General features: G+C 72.5%; 15 protein-coding genes. 9 read left to right on the top strand and 6 right to left on the bottom strand.

The features are described 5' to 3' along the window. Nucleotides 1-26: 26 nt before the first annotated feature. The 4 genes from LCD35_RS22290 (at nucleotide 27) to LCD35_RS22275 (ending at nucleotide 5,166) form a co-directional block, all read left to right on the top strand. Nucleotides 27-593 carry a TetR/AcrR family transcriptional regulator gene (locus LCD35_RS22290; protein WP_224958533.1) on the top strand — a complete coding sequence of 189 codons (567 nt, stop codon included), beginning with the start codon at nucleotides 27-29 and terminating at the stop codon, nucleotides 591-593. A gap of 192 nt (nucleotides 594-785) precedes the next feature. Then, nucleotides 786-2,501: a cytochrome c oxidase subunit I gene (gene ctaD / locus LCD35_RS22285; RefSeq protein WP_224958534.1), complete on the top strand. Its 1,716-nt coding sequence runs from the start codon at nucleotides 786-788 to the stop codon at nucleotides 2,499-2,501. A 353-nt stretch (nucleotides 2,502-2,854) separates the two neighbouring features. Next, on the top strand, nucleotides 2,855-4,066 hold the full coding sequence (locus LCD35_RS22280; RefSeq protein ID WP_224958535.1) for an MFS transporter: 1,212 nt from the start codon (nucleotides 2,855-2,857) through the stop codon (nucleotides 4,064-4,066). Between the two features lie 269 nt (nucleotides 4,067-4,335). Further along, a complete protein-coding gene (locus LCD35_RS22275) occupies nucleotides 4,336-5,166 on the top strand; it encodes an aldo/keto reductase (RefSeq protein WP_224958536.1) in 831 nt (276 codons plus the stop codon). Between the two features lie 114 nt (nucleotides 5,167-5,280). Here the strand turns inward: LCD35_RS22275 and LCD35_RS22270 are convergent, their stop codons facing one another. Further along, nucleotides 5,281-6,411: an FAD-dependent monooxygenase gene (locus LCD35_RS22270; protein WP_224958538.1), complete on the bottom strand. Its 1,131-nt coding sequence runs from the start codon at nucleotides 6,409-6,411 to the stop codon at nucleotides 5,281-5,283. 185 nt (nucleotides 6,412-6,596) lie between these two features. Here LCD35_RS22270 and LCD35_RS22265 point away from each other — a divergent pair, with 185 nt between their 5' ends. Further along, a complete protein-coding gene (locus tag LCD35_RS22265) occupies nucleotides 6,597-7,718 on the top strand; it encodes a 5-methyltetrahydropteroyltriglutamate--homocysteine S-methyltransferase (protein ID WP_224958539.1) in 1,122 nt (373 codons plus the stop codon). A gap of 65 nt (nucleotides 7,719-7,783) precedes the next feature. Here LCD35_RS22265 and LCD35_RS22260 read toward each other — a convergent pair whose 3' ends face one another. Then, nucleotides 7,784-7,984, bottom strand: coding sequence for a hypothetical protein (locus LCD35_RS22260; protein ID WP_224958540.1), 201 nt, complete (start codon nucleotides 7,982-7,984; stop codon nucleotides 7,784-7,786). 184 nt (nucleotides 7,985-8,168) lie between these two features. On the opposite strand from LCD35_RS22260, the gene LCD35_RS22255 reads away from it, so the two are divergent. Next, nucleotides 8,169-8,798, top strand: a complete 630-nt coding sequence (locus LCD35_RS22255) for a YigZ family protein (RefSeq protein ID WP_224966629.1) — start codon at nucleotides 8,169-8,171, stop codon at nucleotides 8,796-8,798. A gap of 25 nt (nucleotides 8,799-8,823) precedes the next feature. Here the strand turns inward: LCD35_RS22255 and LCD35_RS22250 are convergent, their stop codons facing one another. After that, nucleotides 8,824-9,465 (bottom strand): phosphatase PAP2 family protein, encoded by a 642-nt coding sequence (locus LCD35_RS22250; protein ID WP_224958542.1) that lies wholly within the window; start codon nucleotides 9,463-9,465, stop codon nucleotides 8,824-8,826. 438 nt (nucleotides 9,466-9,903) lie between these two features. After that, nucleotides 9,904-10,731 carry a helix-turn-helix transcriptional regulator gene (locus LCD35_RS22245; protein WP_225044770.1) on the bottom strand — a complete coding sequence of 276 codons (828 nt, stop codon included), beginning with the start codon at nucleotides 10,729-10,731 and terminating at the stop codon, nucleotides 9,904-9,906. 129 nt (nucleotides 10,732-10,860) lie between these two features. On the opposite strand from LCD35_RS22245, the gene LCD35_RS22240 reads away from it, so the two are divergent. The 3 genes from LCD35_RS22240 (at nucleotide 10,861) to LCD35_RS22230 (ending at nucleotide 13,139) form a co-directional block, all read left to right on the top strand. Beyond that, a complete protein-coding gene (locus tag LCD35_RS22240) occupies nucleotides 10,861-11,295 on the top strand; it encodes a nuclear transport factor 2 family protein (RefSeq protein ID WP_224958559.1) in 435 nt (144 codons plus the stop codon). After that, on the top strand, nucleotides 11,292-12,101 hold the full coding sequence (locus LCD35_RS22235) for an ergot alkaloid biosynthesis protein (protein ID WP_224958544.1): 810 nt from the start codon (nucleotides 11,292-11,294) through the stop codon (nucleotides 12,099-12,101). The genes LCD35_RS22240 and LCD35_RS22235 overlap by 4 nt, the downstream gene beginning before the upstream one ends. A gap of 324 nt (nucleotides 12,102-12,425) precedes the next feature. Beyond that, nucleotides 12,426-13,139 carry a Crp/Fnr family transcriptional regulator gene (locus LCD35_RS22230; RefSeq protein WP_224966627.1) on the top strand — a complete coding sequence of 238 codons (714 nt, stop codon included), beginning with the start codon at nucleotides 12,426-12,428 and terminating at the stop codon, nucleotides 13,137-13,139. Nucleotides 13,140-13,413: 274 nt separating this feature from the next. On the opposite strand, the gene LCD35_RS22225 is transcribed toward LCD35_RS22230, so the two are convergent. Together LCD35_RS22225 and LCD35_RS22220 are read right to left on the bottom strand one after the other, a co-directional pair. Beyond that, the gene (locus LCD35_RS22225) at nucleotides 13,414-16,572 is read right to left on the bottom strand and encodes a bifunctional cytochrome P450/NADPH--P450 reductase (protein ID WP_225044769.1); all 3,159 of its coding nucleotides are present in this window, start codon (nucleotides 16,570-16,572) and stop codon (nucleotides 13,414-13,416) included. 26 nt (nucleotides 16,573-16,598) lie between these two features. Beyond that, nucleotides 16,599-16,931 carry a TetR-like C-terminal domain-containing protein gene (locus LCD35_RS22220; RefSeq protein WP_225044768.1) on the bottom strand — a complete coding sequence of 111 codons (333 nt, stop codon included), beginning with the start codon at nucleotides 16,929-16,931 and terminating at the stop codon, nucleotides 16,599-16,601. Between the last annotated feature and the right edge of the window lie 121 nt (nucleotides 16,932-17,052).

The raw sequence follows: 17,052 nt of genomic DNA, 5'->3' as shown, positions 1-17,052 counted from the left end.
AACTTCGGCGTCTAGTATCTGCTCCGATGACCGGACCGGCCACCGAACGCCCGAACCGCCGCGCGCAGCTCCTCGACGCGGCGGCCGAGCTGTTCGCCCGCTACGGCTTTCACGGCGTCGGCATGGACGACATCGGGCGGGCCGTCGGCATCTCCGGGCCCGCGCTGTACCGGCACTTCCGCGGCAAGGACGCGATGCTCGCCGAAATGCTCACCGGCATCAGCGACCGGCTGCTCGACGCCGGGCGCAGCCGCGCGGACGCCACCGCGGACCCGCGGCTGGCCCTGGACGAGCTGGTGCGCAGGCACGTCGAGTTCGCCCTCACCAACCCCGCGCTGATCACCGTGCACCTGCGGGACCTGGACAGCCTCGCCACCGCGGAGCGGCACCGGGTGCGCGAGGCGCAGCGCGGCTACGTCGAGGTGTGGGTGGACGTGCTGCTGCGGACCCGGCCGGAACTCGACCGGGCGACCGCGCGGGCGTCGGTGCACGCGGTGCTCGGACTGATCAACTCCACGCCGTACAGCACCCACCTCGACCGCACCGACATGGCGGAACTGCTGCACCGGATGGCCATCGCCGCGTTGAGCTGACCACCGCCTCCCGTCCAGCGCGCGGGGATGCCGTCACTCGCCAGGGCGCACCGTCATCCGTCCGGAGGAGTGCACCGGATTGCAGGGCCGGCGAGCCGCGCCAACACTGAACGCCGAGGCCGCGCCGGGCGAGTTCCGGTGCCCGGGCCGCCCGGCCCGAACAGCGGCCGCGGCGACCCGGAGGACACAGGCATGGCCACCTTGCGCGCACGGCCGTCGCCGATCCCGACGCGCCCGTCCAGCACCCCCGGCTCCGGGAAGTCCCCGAAGTTCGTGAGCTGGGCGCGCACCACCGACCCGAAGGCCATCGGCAAGCTCTACCTGGCCACCGCGTTCGGGTTCTTCATCATCGGCGGCGCGATGGCGCTGCTCATCCGCGGCGAACTGGCCCAGCCCGGGCTGCAGTTCCTCTCCCAGGAGCAGTACAACCAGCTGTTCACCATGCACGGCACGATCATGCTGCTGCTGTTCGCGACGCCGATCGTCTTCGGCTTCTCGAACATCATCCTGCCGCTGCAGATCGGCGCGCCGGACGTGGCGTTCCCGCGGCTCAACGCCTTCTCCTACTGGCTGTTCCTGTTCGGCGGCCTGATGGTCCTCAGCGGCCTGCTGCTGCCGGGCGGAGCCGCGGACTTCGGCTGGACCGCGTACGCGCCGCTGTCCCGGTCCACCTACAGCGCGGGTCTCGGCGGCGACCTGTGGATCACGGGGCTGCTGGTCAGCGGGCTGGGCACCATCCTCGGCGGGGTCAACATGATCACGACGACGGTGTGCATGCGGGCGCCCGGCATGACGATGTGGCGGATGCCGATGTTCACCTGGAACATCCTGGTCACCAGCGTGCTGATCCTGATGGCGTTCCCGGTGCTGACCGCGGCGCTGTTCGGGCTGCTGGCGGACCGGCACTTCGGGGCGCACGTGTTCGACCCGGCCACCGGCGGGGCCATCGCCTACCAGCACCTGTTCTGGTTCTTCGGGCACCCGGAGGTCTACATCGTGGCGCTGCCGTTCTTCGGCATCGTCACCGAGATCTTCCCGGTGTTCAGCCGCAAACCCCTGTTCGGCTACATCGGGCTGGTGTTCGCGACGCTGCTCATCGGGGTGCTGTCGGTGGTGGTGTGGGCGCACCACATGTTCGCCACCGGGTCGGTGCTGCTGCCGTTCTTCTCGTTCACCACGTTCCTGATCGCGGTACCGACCGGGGTGAAGTTCTTCAACTGGATCGGAACGATGTGGAAGGGCCAGCTGACCTTCGAGACGCCGATGCTGTTCGCCCTCGGGTTCCTGGCGACGTTCCTGCTCGGCGGGCTCACCGGGGTGCTGCTGGCGGCGCCGCCGCTGGACTTCCAGGTGCACGACACGTACTTCGTGGTGGCGCACTTCCACTACGTGCTGTTCGGCACCATCGTGTTCGCGGTGTTCGGCGGGATGTACTTCTGGTTCCCGAAGATGACCGGGCGGATGATGGACGAGCGCCTCGGCAAGCTGCACTTCTGGCTGACGTTCCTCGGCTTCCACACCACGTTCCTGGTGCAGCACTGGCTGGGCGGGGCGGGCATGCCGCGGCGCTACGCCGACTACCTGCCGAGCGACGGGTTCACCGGGATGAACGTGGCCTCGACGGTGGGGGCGTTCATCCTGGGCGCCTCGATGCTGCCGTTCCTGTGGAACGTGTTCAAGAGCTCCAGGTACGGGACGGTGGCGAACGTGGACGACCCGTGGGGGCACGGCAACTCGCTGGAGTGGGCGACGTCCTGCCCGCCACCGCGGCACAACTTCACCGAGCTGCCGCGCATCCGCTCGCCCCGGCCCGCGTTCGAACTGCACTACCCGCACATGCTGGACCGGCTGGAAACCGAGGCGTACGTCGGCGGAGCGCCGCGCGAACTGTCCTCGAAGGACGAATGAACCGTTGGGCACACTGCACAACCGGCGCGGAGCACTCGGCTGACCTCGCACAAATCGTTTCAACCGCGTAACGGCGCCGCCACTGGCGACGATCTTCCCCGTGGCGCGTTCACGCTGAACCGAACGAGTGGAAACCGGCCCGCGCGGCAGTGGTCCGCTTCATAGTCCCGCCGGGAACACCGTCCCCGGGGCCTAGTGTTGAACGCGTCCGGGGAGCCGCCAGCGACAGCCGGTCTTCCTGAGAAAGAGCTCCGAACACCGACGACCGCCTGAACAGCGGGGACCCTCGACGTCCCCGGGAGGCGAGTTCGGGGCGCTGACCCGGTCCGGAACTTTCGATTCAGGAGACCTCCTTGCCCATTGCCCTGTTGGCCCTGGCCATCGCAGCTTTCGGCATTGGAACCACCGAGTTCGTGATGATGGGGCTGCTGCCAGAAGTGGCCTCGAACCTGCACGTGTCGCTGCCCGACGCCAGCGGCTACATCTCGCTGTACGCCCTGGGCGTCGTCGTCGGCGCGCCACTGCTCACCGCGGGCGGCATGCGGGTGCGGCGCAAGACGATGCTGATCAGCATGATGGCCCTGTTCGTCGTCGGGAACCTGGCCTCCGCGTTCGCCCCCACCCACGGCACGCTGCTGGCGGCCCGGTTCATCGCCGGCCTGCCGCACGGCACCTTCTTCGGGGTCGGCGCCGTCGTCGCCGCCGGACTCGTCGCTCGGGACAAGCGGGCCCAGGCCATCTCGATGATGTTCATCGGCCTCACCGTCGCCAACATCGTCGGCGTGCCGCTGGGCACCCTGCTCGGGCAGGCGCTCGGGTGGCGGTTCACCTTCGGCGTCGTCGCCGTCATCGGCGTGATCGCGCTGATCGCCGTGGCGCTGCTCGTCCCGCAGCAGCCGAAGCCGACCGACGTGAGCCTGCGCGGCGAGCTCGTCGCCTTCAAGCGGCCGCAGGTGTGGCTGGCGTTCGCGGTGGTCGTGTTCGGCTTCGCCGCCACGTTCTCCTTCTACAGCTACATCAAGCCGCTGCTCACCGACGTGACCGGCTTCAGCCCCACGATGGCGACCGCGCTGCTGGCGCTGTTCGGCGTGGGCATGACCGCGGGCACCATCATCGGCGGGCGGCTCGCCGACCGGGCGCCGATGAAGACGCTGTACGTCTTCCTGGCGCTGCTGGCGGTGACGCTGACGACGTTCCTGGTGACCTCGCACAGCATGGTGCTCACCGCGATCAACGTGTTCGCGGTCGGGCTGGCCGGGTTCGCCGCCATCCCCAGCATCCAGGCGCGGATCCTGGACAAGGCCAAGGAGGCCCCGGCGCTGGGGTCGGCGAGCATCCAGTCCACGTTCAACATCGCCAACTCGCTCGGCGCCTACCTGGGCGGGCTGGTCATCGCGGGCGGCTTCGGGCTCACCGCGCCCAGCTGGGTCGGCGCGATCCTGGCGCTGGTCGGGCTCGGATTCGCGCTGTTGTCCGGCTGGCTGGACCGCGCGCCCCGCTCCGGCGAGGTCGTGGCCTCGCACCGGGCCGAGGTCGAGCAAGTCGCGGAGGCCCCGGTCCGCTGACGGCACCGAAGGGGCCGGTCACCCACCCGGTGACCGGCCCCTTCGCACGTCCGGGTCCGGTCCCGGAACCGCGGGGGCGGATGCGGCGGATGTGCCGCGCCGGGCGGAACCCGCTGGTCGACGGATGGCTTCCCGCCCCGGCGCGTGCTGTGATGGAGGACGCCCTGGGCCGGGAATCCGCGACCGGAGCAGCGGGTTGCACGGAGTAGGTGATCCGCGAGGTCGCGGGTCGCTCCTGGCAACGTTCGACCTTTCGGAGGAACGAGTAGATGACCCAGGTTCCGAACCTCACGCTCAACACCGGCGCGGAGATCCCGCAGCTCGGGTTCGGCGTCTTCCAGGTGCCGCCGGACGAAGTGATCGAACCGGTGGCCACCGCGATCGAGGCCGGGTACCGCAGCATCGACACCGCGGCCGCCTACGGCAACGAGGAAGGCGTCGGCAAGGCCATCGCCGACTCGGGTGTGCGGCGCGAGGACCTGTTCGTCACCACCAAGCTGTGGAACGACCAGCAGGGCTACGACAGCACGCTGAAGGCGTTCGACGACAGCCTCACCAAGCTCGGCCTGGACTACGTCGACCTGTACCTGATCCACTGGCCCGCAGCCGGGCAGGACAAGTACGTCGACACGTGGCGGGCGTTCGAGAAGCTGCACGGCGAAGGCCGCGCCAAGTCCATCGGCGTGTCGAACTTCCAGATCCCGCACCTGCGTCGCCTGTTCGAGGAGACCGACGTGGTGCCCGCGCTGAACCAGATCGAGCTGCACCCGAACCTGCAGCAGGGCGACCTGCGCGCGTTCCACCGCGAGCACGGCATCCTCACCGAGGCCTGGAGCCCGATCGGCCAGGGCAAGGGCCTGCTGGACGACCCGACGCTGGGTTCGCTGGCCGAGAAGTACGGCAAGAGCCCGGCGCAGATCGTGCTCCGCTGGCACGTGCAGCTGGGCAACGTGGTGATCCCGAAGTCGGCGACGCCGTCGCGCATCCGGGAGAACATCCAGGTGTTCGACTTCGAGCTCGCCGACGACGACCTGGCGGTCATCGCGGGCCTGGACACCGGCACCCGCGTCGGCCCGGACCCGGACGCCTTCGGCGCCTGATCCCGCATCCGGAAGCCCGCTCGGCCACGCGCCGGGCGGGCTTTCGCACGTCCGGGACGCGTCGTGCCCGTCCGCCGGGGTTCCGCGACCCCCGGCAGCAGCCGAGGAGGCTGGTCAGGCCGGGACGGGGCGCAGGACGGTGCTGCCGGAGCGCAGGGACGCGACCTGGCTGCGGGTGGCGATCCACTTCGGCAACCGGCCGACGCGCTGCAGCGGGGTGCTGCGCTGCGCCGAGGTGAACGCGGCGGTGCGCGACACCTTCAGCACCCGGGAGCGCCGCTCCTGCTCGTAGGCGCGCAGCGCGGGCCCGGGTTCCCCCGCCACGTCCGCGAGCCGGTGCGACAGCAGCCAGGCGTCCTCGAGGGTCTGGTTCGCCGCCTGCGCCACGGCGGGCGGCATCGCGTGCACGGCGTCGCCGAGCAGGGTGCTGCGCGGACCGCCCCACACCCGCGGGACGACGTGCCGGATGTGCGGGAAGAAGCCGAGGTCGTCCGGTCCGACCTCGGCGAGCAGCGGCCCCACCGGCTCGGGCCAGCCGGTGAACATCCGGCGCAGGTCGCGCAGCGACAGCGCCTCGTCGCCCTGGCGCCACGGCAGGTCGAACCACCAGTGCAGCAGGCCGCCCCCGGCGGGGATGAGGCCGCAGTGCGCGTCGCGGCCGGCGATGTTGACCGTCTGGTGCCCGTGCGCCACCGGCACGTCGCTGCGGGTGAGGCCCTGCCAGCTGGCCCAGCCGGTGTGCCGCGCGGGCCCGCCGCCGAGCAGTTCGCGGCGCACCACGGAGCGCTGGCCGTCGGCGCCGATCACCAGGTCGCCCTCGGCGCTGGTGCCGTCGTCGAAGTCGACGACGACGCGGTCGGCGGTCTCGGTGACGGCGATGCAGCGGCGCCCGAAGTGCAGCACGTGCTCGGGCAGCGCCGCGGCGATCTTGCCGGTGAGCAGCCGGCGCGGGGTTTCGATGGTGGGCGAGCCGAGACGCTCCGTGACGTCGGCCAAGTCCGCCTCCCAGAGCAGCCGCCCCGAGTCGGTGATGGACTTCAGGCTGTGCAGCTGGCGGCCCACGTCCTCCAGGGTGACGCCGAGCTGGCCCAGCGCGGCCGTGCCGTTGCTCCACACCGTGACCGCGGCGCCGCCGTCGCGCAGCGCGTCGGCGTGCTCGAAGACCGCAACGTCGTGACCGCCGTCGATGAGACCTTTGGCCACGGCGAGGCCACCGATCCCGGCTCCGATGACGAGAACGCGCATCGTATCCATCCGTCCTGCGAAGCTGGCTGGCTCGCCGATTTTAGCCAACAGTCCTACAAATCCGAGTTGTCGGTCCTCACATACAGTGATGAACATCTCTCGAACGGAGTAATGCGAGAGGTTAATCCACTGGGCGGCAGGCGGGCCCCGTCACCCCGTCCGCGGGGGAAGTAGGTTGCGGGAGCATGAGTCCTCGCGTCGCACCACCGTTCCGCGCCGACCACGTCGGCAGCCTGCTCCGCCCGCCCCACCTGCTCGCGGCCCGCGACGAGTTCGCGGCCGGCCGCATCGGCTCCGACGAGCTCCGGCGCGTCGAAGACGAGGCCATCACCGACGTGGTCGCCATGCAGGAGGAGATCGGCCTCTCCAGCGCCACCGACGGCGAGTTCCGCCGCGGTTCCTGGCACATGGACTTCCTGTACCAGCTGCGCGGCATCGACCGGGTCGACGACTCGGAGCTGACGGTCAAGTTCCACAACGCCGACGGGGACGTCGAGTTCGCCACCCCGGAGATGCGGATCGGCGAGAAGGTCGGGCTGGAGCACACGATCTTCGAGGACGCGTTCACCTCGCTGGCCGACCGCACCCGCACCGCGACGCCGAAGCTCACCATCCCGTCGCCGGGCATGGTGCAGTACCGCGCGGGCCGGGCCTCGATCGACCCGGAGGTGTACCCGGACCTCGCCGAGTTCCGCGCCGACCTGGCCGCCGCCTACCGCGCCGAGGTACACGCGCTGGCCGGGCTCGGCTGCCACTACCTGCAGCTCGACGACACCAGCCTCGCCTACCTGAACGACCCGCGGCAGCGCGCGAAGCTGCGGGAGCGGGGCGAGGACGCCGAGCACGAGCACGAACGCACCATCGAGATGATCAACGCGTCGATCGGCTCCCGCCCCGAGTCGATGTCGGTGACCACCCACCTGTGCCGCGGCAACTACCGGTCGTCCTGGGTGGCGGAGGGCGGCTACGACTTCGTCGCCGAGGCGCTGTTCAACGAGCTCGACGTGGACGGTTTCTTCCTGGAGTTCGACGACGAGCGCTCCGGCGGCTTCGAACCGCTGCGCTTCGTGCCGAAGGGCAAGCACGTGGTGCTGGGGCTGGTCACGACCAAGAGCGGTGAGCTGGAATCCGCCGACGACCTGAAGCGGCGCATCGACGAGGCGTCCCGGTACATCGACCTGGACCAGCTGTGCCTGTCACCGCAGTGCGGTTTCGCCTCCACCCAGGAGGGCAACGCCCTCGGCCACGACGAGCAGGTCGCCAAGCTGAGCCTGGTCGTGCGCACCGCCCAGGAGGTGTGGGGCTGAGTTCCCCGGGTCGGTCGGTGGCGGGACGCCGGTTCCGCCACCGGCGGCGCCCGCGCGGCGCGGGATCAGGCGGCGGCTTCGAGGAAGCGGCCCGCGACCAGGCCGGGCTCCTCGTTCCCGTCGAACCGGACCCACAGCACTGGGCCGTCGAAGACCTCGGGAAGCCCCGAGGCGGTCTCCACCACCGTGCCGACCTGATCGCGGAACCGGCCGAACGAGGCACGCACCCGGGTGCCAGGCTCCAGCGGACTCGATGACTGCTCCATGGGGGTCGACGTTACGTGCCGTGGCCGCGGAACGGAAAACCGCGTCCGAGTGACGTGCGGCTGAACACCGTGACCTGCGGTATCGACCCCCGGAAAGGCGCCCGGCACGGGCAGAACGATCTTGTTCAGTGATTGACGTCACGATAACCGCAGGTAGAAGCGTTGCGAACGGGAAGGGGCGCGGGTGCGCACAATCCGGCGATCAGGGGAATTCGAGCTGGAGATCAAGCGGTCCCGGTTCCTGTGCGCGCTGTCCCGCGCCGACTCCGAGGAGCAGGCGCGGGAGTTCGTCGCGCTGCGCCGGAAGCTGCACCACGACGCCCGGCACCACTGCTCCGCGTACGTGCTGGACGCGGACGGCCGCACCCAGCGCTCCAACGACGACGGCGAACCCGCGGGCACGGCCGGGGTGCCGATGCTGGAAGTGCTGCGGCACAACGAGCTCACCCGGGTGGTGGCGGTCGTGACGCGGTACTTCGGCGGCACGCTGCTCGGCGCGGGCGGGCTGGTGCGGGCGTACGGCGGCGCGGTGTCGGCCGCGCTGGAGCAGGTGGGGCTGGCGGAGCTGCGGCCGATGCGGCTGGTGTCCACCACGGTGGACTACCTGGTGGCGGGCAAGCTGGAGAACGACCTGCGCTCGCACGGATTCTCGGTGTCCGATGTGGACTACTCGGACCGAGTGCGGTTCGTGGTGGAGGTGCCCGCGGACGACGTCGAGGACTTCCGGCACTGGCTCGCCGAGGCCACCGGGGGCGCCGCGGAACCCGTCCTCGGCGAGGTGGTGCACGCCGAGGTCCCCGTTCCGCGCCCGTAGGACCGCCGGTCCGAACGGGTGCCGGTCAGGCCGTCGGCAGGTAGCCGGCGGCCCCCGCCAGCACGCCGACGACGGCGCCCACCACCACCTGCGCCGGGGTGTGGTCGCCCAAGCGCACCCGGGACCAGCCGACGGCCGCCGCCAGCCCCCACAGCAGCAACCACCAGGCCGAGTACACCACCGCAAGCATCGCCACCGCCCCCGCCGCGACCGCCGTGTGCACCGACACCTTCCACCACACCGTGATCAGGCCGATCGCCAGCAGCGCGGCCAGCATCGCCACGTCCAGCGCCACCACCAGCCGCGGCGCCCCGGCCAGCACCAGCACGCCCAGCCCCAGCGAGCTCAACGAGATCAGCAGCACGAACGGGATCAGCCGCCCCTCGCGGTCGCGCACGTGGTGCCCGTCCCACCACCCGGCCCGGGACCCGGCGATGATCCCGGCCATCGGCAGCACGCTGCTGGTCAACGCCACGAACACGCCCCACCCCAGCGCCGGGCCGGGCGCGTGCGTCGCCCGCCAGGCCACCGCGACCGGCAGCAGCAGGACGATCACCGCCGGGGAGCACACCTCGGTGAGCACCCGGGCCACCAGGTCCGCCCGAGGCGCGGGTGCCGGGCCGTCGAGACCGGCGCTCCCGGTCGTGCCGGTGTCGATCTCCGCCATCGCGCCTCCCCGCTCGCCCGCGCCGGGTCCGGCGCACCGCTTCCATGATCACCCACGGGAGTGCCGATGTGGTGGCGGCGCGACGGGTCGCGGCCGTTCCGCGGATGACCGGTCGGGCCGCCGGGGGCGGGGCAGTGTGGTTCGCGCGCGCCCGCGCGGGCGCGCGGCGGTTCGACCGTGCTCTGCGATCGGCACTGCGTCGCGTGCGCGGGGCGGGTCGCCGTCCCGGCCAGCGTGCTCAGCGGCCGGAGCGCGTGCGCAGCGCGGGTGCGCACGGGGCGGAGGTCGTCGCGCGCACGGGACCCCCGACCACCCGTGGCCTGTGCGCGGGCCGTGACCGGTTCCGTGGGCACGGGTGGAGCGCCCGGCGGGTCCGCGCACGGGACCATCGTCGATGCCGGGCCCGCTGCTCGCTCCTGGACGCCGGCTCCGCCGCCGCTACCGCACCGCCCGCAGCCGGGGCGCGGACGCGAGCGACTCCAGCTTCGCCGCCGAGGCCGAGCCGGGTTCCGCGGTCAGCAGCACCACCCGGTGGTCGTGCCCGGGCACCCGCAGCTCCTGCAGCTCCAGGTCCAGCAGACCCAGCCGCGGGTGTCGGATCCGCTTCGGCACCGCGGCGGCGGTGCCCAGCTCCTGCTCCCGCCAGTGCGCGGCGAACTCCGGGTCGTGCGCGGCGAACTCCCGCACCAGCTCGGCCAGCCGCCGGTCCCCCGGGTACCGGGCGACGGCCTGCCGCAGCTCGGAGGCGACGTGCCGGGTGAACCCGTCCCCGGACGGCTCGCACCGCAGCGGACCGCCCTCCATCGACAACCGGAGGACGTTGCGCTCCGCCGGGGGCAGCGCCGCGAAGTCCACCAGCAGCGCGGCCGCGGCCGGGTTCCAGGCGAGCACGTCGTGCCGCGCGTTGAGCACGTAGGCGGGGACCGGGCCGAGCCGGTCCAGCAGCCGGCGCACCTCGGCGGGCACCTCCGCGGCCGGTTCGGGACTCGCCGGGGCGTGCTCGGCGAGCCGCCCGAGGTGGTCCCGCTCGGCGGCGGAAAGCCCCAGCGCGGCCGCCAACGCGTCCAGCACCTGCGGCGACGGGTACGGGCCGCGGGCCTGCTCCAGCCGCTCGTAGTAGTTCGCCGACACCCCGGCCAGCGCCGCGACCTCCTCGCGCCGCAAGCCCGGAGTGCGCCGCCGCGGCCCGGCGACCACCCCGGCCGCCGCGGGCGCGCGCGACTCGCGGCGGCTGCGCAGGAACGCGCCCAGGTCTCGTTTGCCCACGGCGCCAGCCTGGCACGGCCCGCGACCGGCATCCACGGACCGGCGGTCCGGGGTTCGGCCGGACGTGCCCGCGAGGCGCCGAGCGGCCGAACGTGGACGGCGACCACCGACGAAGGAGGGCCCGTGCCCGTGCCGAACTCACCGGCCGACGTGATCGACCGGTTCACCGCACTGCTGCTCGCCGAGGACATGGCGGGCGCGATCGACCTGCTCGCGCCGGACGTGGTCTTCGAGGCCCCGTTCGCGTGCGGCACCCCTGCCCGCGTCGACGGGCGGGAGGGGATGCGCGAGTACCTGGCGGACTACCCGGGCCGCGTGGACATCACCGGGTTCCCCGCCTTCGAGCTGCACGAGACGGCGGACCCGCGGACGGTGATCGCCGAGTTCACCGCGCACGGCCGCACGGTGCGCACCGGCGAGCCGTACGTCATGCCCTACATCGCGGTGCTGACCGTGGTGGACGGGCTGATCGCGCACTACCGGGACTACTGGAGCCCGGTGCTGGCGGCGAAGGCCGCCGGTGAGCTGCCCGCGCTGGTCGCGGCGTTGGAGGGGGCGGAGTGAGCGCGCTGCTGATCGGCGGGACCGGCACCACCGGCCGCCCGCTGTCCCGGCTGCTGCCGGACGCGACCGTCGCCTCCCGGAACCCCGGCCCCGGTCGGGTGCGCTTCGACTGGGCCGAGCCGAGCACGTTCGCGCCCGCGCTGGACGGGGTACGGGCGGTCTACCTGGTGCCGCCGCCGGCCGAGCTGGAGCCGATGCGGTTCGCGGTTCCGTTCTTCGCCGCGGCGCGCGCCGCCGGGGTGCGGCGGGTGGTGCTGCTGGGTTCGCTGATCGTGCTGCCGGACGCGCCGGGCGTGGCCGAGCTGGTGGCGGCGGTGCGGTCGATGCCGGAGCCGGTGGTGCTGCGGCCGTCGGGCTTCATGCAGAACCTGCTCGGCGACCACCCGCTGGCGGTGGGGCTGCGGGAGCGCGGCGAGCTGGTCAGCGCGGCCGGGGACGGCAAGCTCGGCTGGATCGACGCCGCGGACATCGCCGCGGTGGCAGCCCGGGCGCTCACCGATCCCGCAGTGTCCGGCGAGCACCTGCTGACCGGCCCGGAGGCGCTGTCCTACGCGGAGGTCGCCGAGGTGCTCGCCGAGGTCACCGGCCGCCCGGTCCGGCACCGCCCGGTGCGCACGTCCGAGCGTCGCGAGGTGTTCCGCGCGGCCGGGATGCCGGAGCCGTTCGCGACGGCCCTGGCCGCGGTGGACCGGGGCATCCGGAACGGGGAGGAGGACCTGGTGACCGGCGCGGTCGCGGAGCTCACCGGGCGGGCGCCCCGGTCGTTGCGGGAATTCGCCCTCGCGCATTCCGGCACGCTCGTCTGATTCCGGCGGGCGGCCCTGGTCCACCGGGCCCGCCCGCCCGAACAATCCGAATGCATATTCCAAAAAAAGAACTGCCATTGGTGCGAACGGGTGAGTGTCGCGCGGATCCGCCCAATTCGGCGACCGGATTGGTGAGGATCCCGGCTGAATCGAGAACCTGCGCGGGGCAACGGGGTTTTCGGCCACCGCGGAACCGGTCACCCGGTCAGCGGTGACCGCCCCCGTTCACCGGTTCCAGAATGAACGGGGACCGGCGCCCGTCGATGCACCGCGGGTCGGCCGAACCCGGGTTCGGCCGAAAAGGTCATCGCACCTCGCGCCCCGTTGGGAGGAGCGGTCATCACTGATCCACCACAGGCGCGATGGACGGAGTTCAGCCTGCTCGCCCGGCTGCGCCGCGAAACCAGGCAGGCCCTGCTCTCCCTCGGCTCGGAAGTGATCTTCGAGGCGGAGCAGAAGATCCTGCGGCAGGGCGACGACAGCACGCACGTGGTGCTGCTGCTCAGCGGTTCGGCGAAGGTGCTGGCGCTGTCCGAGGTCGGCGGCACGACGCTGCTGGGCATCCGCTTCGGCGGTGACCTGGTCGGGGAGATGGCCGCGTTGGAGCAGCGCACGAGGTCGGCGACGGTCATCGCGGGTTCGCACGCCCGCACCCGGCTGATCAAGTCGGCGGACTTCCGCCGGTTCCTGCACGAGCACTCGGACGCGGCGGTCGCGATGGTGCTCATGGTCAACGCTCGGCTGCGCTGGGCGAACCGCCGCCGGATCGACAACGCGAACCTGTCGGCGACGCAGCGGGTGCCGCGGCTGCTGGTGGAGGCGGTCGACACCTACGGCGAGCAGGACCCCGAGGGCGGCTGGCGCATCGGGCCGCCGCTGACCCACGACGAACTGGCCACGCTGGCGGGAGTGCGGTTGCGGACGGTGCAGAAAGCGCTGCGCGACCTCGCCGAGCGCGGAGTCATCGAACGGCGCTACCGGCGCATCATCGTGACGAATCCCCCCAAGCTCCGAGAAATCGCCGATTATTCCAACTGAACCCGCATTCGTGCGTGTTCTTTTCGGCCATCACGCGGCAGTGTCATCATCAGTGACCGCGGGTGCTCGAATCACCTCGGAAAGAGACCGATCAGGGCAAGGGTGACCTCCTTCCGCGCACCGCATCGTCGAGGGGGCGAAGGGGCGTGCGGAAGCGTCCCGCGGCACACCTCGAAATGCGCCACCGCCAGGACGGGGTCGCGGTGGCAGGCGTTGCCCGAGTCGCATCGGGGTCGGCTCGGGCAACGCACCCCGCGCCGCTTCCGCGCGCCGCTCAGCCGAAGACGTCGGCGACGTAGCGCGCCCGGTCCCGCTCCATCGCGGTCATCCACTCCGCGGCCTGCTCCTCGTCCGCACCGGTGACCTCCGCGTAGATCCGGGCGCAGGTGCGGTGCACCGCGGGCGCCATCCGCTGCCCGTCGCCGCACACGAACACGGTCGCGCCCCGTTCGACCAGCTCGGCGACCTCGGCCCGGTCGGCCCACAGCCGGTCCTGCACGTAGCGGACGCCGCCGTCGGGTTCCGCCGAGTACGCGGGCCGCACGTCGACCACTCCGGCCGCCGCCCACTCGGCCAGCTCGTCCCGGTACAGCTGGTCGGACTCGGGGCCGTGGCAACCGAAGAACAGCAGCGCAGGCGCGGGCCGCACGCCCTGCTCGGCCGCGGCCAGCGCCCGGTCCTGCAGGAAACCGCGGAAGGGGGCGATGCCGCTGCCCGCGCACACCAGCACCAGCGGCACGTCCAGCTCCGGCGGGTGGAACGCCACGTTCGACGGGCGCACGGTGACGGCGACCTTCGACCCGGGCAGCGCCTGCGCGAGGTGGTTCGAGGCGGCGCCCTCGTAGGTGCCCGCGCCGGACCGCGCGGGTTCGTTCAGCACGGCGACGGTCAGCGTGGCGTGTTCCGGGTTCCACCGGGGAGAGCTGGAGATGGAGTACTGCCGCGGCGTCAACGGGCTCAGCAGTGCCAGGAACGCGCCGAAGTCGAGGCGGCAGGCGGGGTAGCGCTCCAGCAGTTCCAGCACGGTGACCCCGGGGCGCAGCACCTGCTCGGCGTGCACCTCCGGGTCGGCGGCCAGCGCGCGCAGCGCCTGCGCGTCGGGCGGGCACACCGTCGCCCCGGCCAGTTCGTCGAGCTGCCTGCGGGTGGCGGGCCTGCCGAGTTCGACGTAGCTGCCGAGCAGTTCCCCGGCGGCGACGTGCGCACCGGTGGGCAGGGAGGTGCCCTCCCCGTGCAGCACCACCTGGTCGTCGTGGGCCAGCTCGAAGCGGCTGAGCGCCCGCGCCACCACGGCCGGCGGATTCACCGGCAGCACCGCCAGGTAGTCCCCGGCGCGGTACCGGACGCCCTCGGGCAGGGCGATCTCCACGTGGTGCTTGGCGCCGACGTCCGGGGAGCTGAGCGGCCGGTTCGCCACGACCGTCCCCCACTGCAGGTCGTTGGCCCGCACGATGGGGTCGCGCACGGCCCCGACGTGCTCCGCGGTGAGCCGCGGGCCGGTGGCCGGTGTCGCGTCGCCGAGCTCGAACTCGGCGGCGACCGGCTCCCAGAACCCGGCGTACCAGTCGTCGAAGTCGCCGAAGAAGTCGCCGCGCGCGTCGGCCCGGCCGCGCGGCAGCAGGCGCTTCGCACCGGTCCGGGCCAGCTGCTCGTCCACTTCGGCAGGCACGGCCTGGTAGGTGCGCGCCCAATCGGTGTTGCCGCAGCCGAACACCGCGTACCGCACCCCGTCCAGCGAGCCGTCGGGCTGCTCCCGCAGCCAGCGCACGAACTCGCGCGCGTTGTCCGGCGGCTGCCCCTCGTAGGAGGCGGTGACGATGACGGCGACGCCGTCCGGCCCGAGGTCGCCCGCCGCGGCGTCGAGCTCGGCGAGTTCGCCGGTGCAGCCGCGGGCGGTGGCGTCGTTCGCGATGCGCTGCGCGAAGGCCTGCGCGGTACCCGAGTTGGAGCCGTAGAACACCCGCACGGGCACGCCGTTCGGTTCGGCCTGCGCCACCTCGGGCGCGGATCGCTCGGCGGGGGCGCCGCCGTGCACGATCCGCCGGTCCCGCCGGTGGACGTGCATGAACAGGCCCTCCGGCTTGATCGTCAGCGTCTGCTTGATCTTGAGCTGGTAGTCGGGGTCGGCGGCGGTGATGTCGAAGCGCTGCAGCAGCATCGCCAGGAACAGCGTCGCCTCCTGCAGCGCGAAGCCGCGGCCGATGCAGGAGCGCTGCCCGTTGCCGAACGGCTTCCACGCGTTCGGCGGCAGCGCCTCGGCCCGTTCGAAGGTGAACCGGTCCGGGTCGAAGGTCTCCGCGTCCGCGCCCCACACCGCCGGGTCCCGGTGCAGCCCGGGCACCACGACGAGCAGCTCGTCGTCCCGGTTCACCTCGTAGCGGCCACCGAGCACGGTCCCGTCGGCGCGCGGCGACACCCCGAACGCGGGCGCGGTCGGCCACAGCCGCAGCGATTCCTTGAGGACCTGGTCGAGGTAGCCGAGCCCGCTCAGGTACTCGAACCGCGGCGCCTCGTCGCCCAGCACCCGGTCCACTTCGGACCGCGCGGTCGCCAGCACCTCGGGGTGCCGCAGCAGTTCGTGCAGCGTGAAGGTGAGCAGTCCGCTGGTGGTCTCGTGCCCGGCGATGAGGAAGGTGACCAGCTGGTGGCGCACGTTCTCGTCCGGGAGCCGCCGCCCGGTCTTCGGGTCGGCCGCGGTGAGCATCGTGTCGAGGATGTCGCTCTCCCCGGCCGGCAGCGGGTTTCGCCTGCGGTCGCCGATGAGCTGGTCGGCGACCTGGTGCATCAGCTCGACGTCCGCCGCGTACTGCTTGCGGGTGCCGCGCATCAGCAGTTCCTGGCCGGGCAGCCGCCGCGGGCGCGCCCCGGCTTCGACGAGCCCGCGCACCATCGATTCGACGAACGGGTTCAGCCGCTCCGCGTAGAAGCTGTTGAAGCGGTGGCTGAACGAGCACAGCGCGATCGTGTCGAGGGTGAGCCGGGTCGTGTCGTCGGCGATGTCGACGCGGTGCTCCGGGCCCTGGCGTTCCCACTTGAGCAGCAGCTGCTCGGCGATGTCGGCCATGCCGTCGAACATGGTGCGCAGCGCGGCGGGGCCGAACGCGGGCATCAGGATGCGGTGCGCGGCCTGCCAGTTCGGTTCCTCGGTCCACGCGGTGAACAGCCCGTCGCCCGCGAAGTCGCGGACGTTGACCAGGGCGGAGCCGAGGGCCTTGTCGAACCGCTCCTCGTCGCACAGCTCGTCGACGAGCTCCTGGGACTGCACGATGATCAGGCTCCGGCCGGGCAGCTGGAGCCGGAAGATCGGGCCGTGCTCGGCGGCCATCTCCACGAAGCGCAGCACGCCCTTGCCGCCGTCGAGTTCGAGCAGGTTGCCCACGAGCGGCTTCGGCTTGGGCTGCGGGATCGGGACGAGTTCCTGGGCGGTGGTCATCGGCATCTCCTGCGGGAGCGGGTGGTTCAGAGCCGGGTGGCGGGACGGGCCCGCAACCCGGCGAGCGCGTTGTCGACCACGGCGGCCGCGTAGGCGTCCGGCGAGTCGGCGGGCCGGTGCCCGAACGTGACGAGCACCGAGGCGGCGCCGTGCGCGGTCGTCCACAGCACGGTGCTGATCGCGGTGGCGTCCCCGGCGAGCACGCCCTGTTCGAGGCAGCCCGCGACGCGCTCGGCGACGAGCCGGTAGGCCGGGTTCACCTCGTCCGGGCAGTCCGCCTTGTCCGCCGGGGTGCCGCTCATGAACAGCGCCCGGTAGTGCACCGGGTCGTCCTGCGCGTAGCGCACGAACGCGAGCATCAGCTCGCGGAGCCCGTCGAGGGCGCCCCCCCCCCCGGGGGGGGGGCGGGGGGGGGGGGCGCGGGGGGGGGGGGGGGGGGGGGGCGCGCGCCGGGGGGGGGGGGGGGGGGCGCCGGTCGAG

The sequence above is a fragment of the Saccharopolyspora sp. 6V genome (genome assembly GCF_020176785.1).
Lineage (GTDB): Bacteria > Actinomycetota > Actinomycetes > Mycobacteriales > Pseudonocardiaceae > Saccharopolyspora_C > Saccharopolyspora_C gregorii.
This window is presented reverse-complemented; position numbering and strand designations above follow the sequence as displayed.